At 79.8% G+C, this 3,762-nt stretch carries 4 protein-coding genes; 3 read left to right on the top strand and 1 reads right to left on the bottom strand.

The window, feature by feature from the left end; all coding sequences use genetic code 11:
• Positions 1-35: 35 nt before the first annotated feature.
• Positions 36-971 carry a DNA/RNA non-specific endonuclease gene (locus GTR00_RS16355; protein ID WP_166612651.1) on the top strand — a complete coding sequence of 312 codons (936 nt, stop codon included), beginning with the start codon at positions 36-38 and terminating at the stop codon, positions 969-971.
• Between the two features lie 19 nt (positions 972-990).
• On the opposite strand, the gene GTR00_RS16350 is transcribed toward GTR00_RS16355, so the two are convergent.
• Complete coding sequence (locus GTR00_RS16350) at positions 991-1,827, bottom strand: SGNH/GDSL hydrolase family protein (RefSeq protein WP_166612650.1); 837 nt, start codon at positions 1,825-1,827, stop codon at positions 991-993.
• 139 nt (positions 1,828-1,966) lie between these two features.
• On the opposite strand from GTR00_RS16350, the gene GTR00_RS16345 reads away from it, so the two are divergent.
• The gene (locus tag GTR00_RS16345) at positions 1,967-2,962 is read left to right on the top strand and encodes an ABC transporter ATP-binding protein (protein ID WP_166612649.1); all 996 of its coding nucleotides are present in this window, start codon (positions 1,967-1,969) and stop codon (positions 2,960-2,962) included.
• A gap of 71 nt (positions 2,963-3,033) precedes the next feature.
• Positions 3,034-3,762 (top strand): ABC transporter permease (locus tag GTR00_RS16340; protein WP_323132540.1); only part of this gene is annotated, 729 nt, incomplete at its 3' end.

The following is a 3,762-nucleotide window of genomic DNA, read 5'->3' as shown; positions in this document are numbered from 1 at the left end:
CCCGCCGTGTCGGGGGGCGGGTGCAGGGTGGGCGCATGAGCGAGACGCCCACCGCCACCGCACCCGCGACCGGCGCCCCCGCGGGCGGTGCCGCCGCGGCCGCCCCCTCGCGCGCGGAGCTGGACGGCCGCACCGGCTACGACCCGGCGTTCCTGGCGCCCGGGCCGCTGGTGCCCGTGCCGCTGCCCGTGGACGGCACCGAGGTCGTCGTCCTGCCCTACACGCACTTCTCCGTGGTGCTGCGCCCGGACCGCCGGCTCGCCGCGGCCACCGTCGTCGCCGTCGACGGCGCCGCGCTGCGCGAGGTCGAGCGCGGCGACTCCTGGTTCCTGGACCCGCGCGCGCGCCCGGACGAGCAGGCCGGCCCGGAGCTTTACGCGCGCAACGACTTCGACCGCGGCCACCTCGTGCGCCGGCGGGACCCGGTGTGGGGTGCGCCGGAGGTGGCGCGGCGGGCGAACGCCGACACCTTCAGCTACGCCAACGCCGCCCCGCAGGCGGCCGGGTTCAACCGGTCCGAGGAGCTGTGGCTGGGCTTGGAGGACCACGTCCTGGCCCACGCCCGCGAGCACGACGCGCGCCTCGTGGTCGTCACCGGTCCCGTCCTCGCCGACGACGACCCGCAGTACCGCGGCGTGCGGGTGCCGCGACGCTTCTTCAAGGTCGCCGGGTACCTGCTCGAGGACGGCCCGGCCGGGCCGGCGCTGGCCTCGGCGGGGTTCGTGCTGGACCAGACGCCGCTGGTGGAGGAGGTGCTGCGCTCGGAGGCCGCCGCGCGGCGCGCGCCCGAGCTCGGCGGGTTCCGCACCTTCCAGGTGCCGGTCGCCGACGTCGCCGACCTCACCGCCCTGGACCTGGGCCCCCTGGTGGCCGCCGACCGGATGCCGGCGCTCGTGCCCGCCGCCGCGGCCCCCGGCGACGGCGTGCCGCTGTGGCGGCCGGTCGCCGCGCCGGCGGACCTGCTGCTGTAGGCGCGCCCCGCGCGCCCGCTCACCCCCGCCCGGGCAGCCGCTCCGCGGGCACCGGCGCGGGCCGGGGGCGCTTGCCCGGCCGGCCCGCGCCCGAGGAGGTGCGCCGCAGCCGGCGGCGCACCCACGGCAGCAGGTGCACCCGCCCCCAGCGCAGGTCCGCCGCCAGCGCCTCGCGCCGCGGCACCGGCGCCGCCGCCGGCAGCGGGGAGCGGTAGTCCCGCTCGGCCGCGCTCAGCGAGGCCGGCACGGGCCGGCCCAGCGCCTCCAGCGCCGCCAGCGCCACGCGCCGGTGCCCCTCGGCGGACAGGTGGATGCGGTCCTCGCCCCAGCAGCGGGGGTCCGCCAGCGGCCGCAGCCCCCACAGGTCCAGCACGTCGCACCCGTGCCGGTGCGCCAGCGCCCACACGTGGGCGCTGAAGACGGCCACGGCGCCGCGGTTGCGGCGCACCAGCGGCGTCGGGGCCGGGTCGAAGCCGGTGGCCAGCAGGACCCGCGCCCCGCCCGCGCGCAGCCGTCGCACCCCGTCCTCCAGCAGCGCCGCCAGGGCGTCGGGGTCGGCGCCCGGGCGCAGCAGGTCGTTGCCGCCGCCGACCAGGCTCACCAGGTCCGGGCGCAGCTCCAGCGCGCGCGGCACCTGCCCGGTGACGATCGGGCCCAGCAGCCGCCCGCGCACCGCCAGGTTCGCGTACTCCACGACCGTGCCGGTGGCGGCCCCGTCCGCGGCCAGGTGCGCGGCCAGCCGGTCCGCCCAGCCGCGGTACCCGCCGCCGGGCGCGCGGTCGACCATGCCCTCGGTGAAGGAGTCCCCGAGGGCCACGTACCGGTAGGTGCCCGCCCCGTCCGCCACGGTCCCCATGCTCCCCGCCGCGCCCGCCGGGCGCACCCGTGGCGCGGGCGCGCCCGTGACACCTGTCACGCCCCACCCGTGCGCGGTGCCGGAGGAGTCGTGAGCGCCGGCACGGGGAGCGGCGCGCACCCGGCGGCAGGCTGGGGCCATGACGACGCAGACCCCCGCGGAACCGCTGCCGCGCACCGCCCCCGGCACCGCCGCCGGCACCGCCCCCGGCACCGACCGGCGCACCGCCGCCGCCGTCGAGGTGCGCGACCTGCGTCGCGCGTACGCCTCCGGCGCCGAGGCCGTGCGCGGCATCAGCTTCACCGTCGGGCCCGGGGAGGTGTTCGGGCTGCTGGGCACCAACGGGGCGGGGAAGACCTCCACCACCGAGGTCGTCGCGGGCCTGGCCGCGCCGACCTCGGGCACCGTGCGCGTGCTCGGCCACGACCCCGTGCGCGAGCGGCGCCGGGTGCGCCCGCGCACCGGCGTGGTGCTGCAGTCCGGCGGCCTGCCCGGGGACCTGACCGTCGCCGAGGCCGCCGCCGCCTGGGCCGCCACCCTGAGCGCCGCCCGCCCCGTCGCCGACGTCCTGGCCGCCCTGGACCTGACCCGCGAGGCCTCCACGCCCGTCAAGAGCCTCTCCGGCGGCGAGCGCCGCCGCCTGGACCTGGCCGTGGCGCTGCTGGGCGACCCGGAGCTGCTGCTGCTGGACGAGCCGACCACCGGTCTGGACGCCGAGAGCCGCCGCGCCGTGTGGGACCTGGTGCACGAGCTGGCCGCGGCCGGCACCGCGGTGCTGCTGACCACCCACCACCTGGAGGAGGCCGAGCGCCTGGCCGACCGCCTGGCCGTCCTGCACCGCGGCCTGGTGGTGGCCGAGGGCACCGTCGCCGACGTCGTGGCCACCCACCGCGCCGAGGTGCGCTGGCACCGCGACGCCGGCCGGCCCGGCGCCGACGTGCTGGGGCCCGGCGACACCGTCGCCCTCGACGGCCGCCACGTCGTGGTGCGCACCGCCTCCCTGCAGCGCACCCTCGCCCGCGTCCTGGCGTGGGCGCAGGAGCAGGACCTGGAGCTGGCCGAGCTGCGGGCCACGCCCGCGTCCCTGGAGACCGCCTTCCTCGCCCTGGCCCGCACCGCCGACGAGACCCGCTGACCACCCGCCCCGCGGAGGAGACCCGATGAGCACCACGACCGACGCCACGACCGACGCCCCGGCCCGGGCCGCTGCGCCGCACCGCCGCCCTGGCCGGTGCCGAGGCCCGCCTGCTGCGCCGCAACCGCACGGCGGTGTTCACCGCCCTCGTCACGCCCCTGGCCTTCGTGGCGCTGCTGGCCTCCACCGCCGGCGAGCGCCTGGCCACCCCCACCGGCGCCGCCGGTGCCGTGAACCTGGTCGTCGCGGCGCTGCTGCTGATGGTCGTCTTCTACAACGTGCTCTCCGCGGCCGTGGCCCGCCGCGAGGAGGGCGTGCTGCAGCGGCTGCGCACCGGCGAGGCCGCCGACGCGGAGGTGCTCACCGCCATGGCGGTGCCCTCGGCGCTGCTGACCGCGCTCATCGCCGCCGTCTTCGGCGCCGCCGGCGCGCTCGCCCTGGACCTGCCGCTGCCCGGGCGCCCGCTGCTGGTCGCCCTCGGCGTCGTGCTCGGCTGCGCCGTGATGGCCCTGCTGGCGCTGGTGACCGCCGCGTTCACCCGCACCCTGGAGTCCGCCCAGATCACCAGCCTGCCGGTGATCGCGGTGTGCGGGCTCGGCGCGGGGCTGTTCGTGCCCGCCGACGTCCTGCCGGGCGCGCTGGCCCGGGTGGCGGGGTTCACGCCGCTGGCGCCGGTGGTGGAGCTGCTGCGCGCCGGCTGGATCGGCGACCCCTCGGCCGCGGACCTGGCCACCTGGACGGCGACGCTGCTGGCGTGGGTCGTGCTCGGCGCGCTGGCGGTGCGCGCGCGCTTCCGCTGG

The sequence above is a fragment of the Kineococcus indalonis genome (genome assembly GCF_009906395.1).
Classification (GTDB): Bacteria; Actinomycetota; Actinomycetes; order Actinomycetales; family Kineococcaceae; genus Kineococcus; species Kineococcus indalonis.
This window is presented reverse-complemented; position numbering and strand designations above follow the sequence as displayed.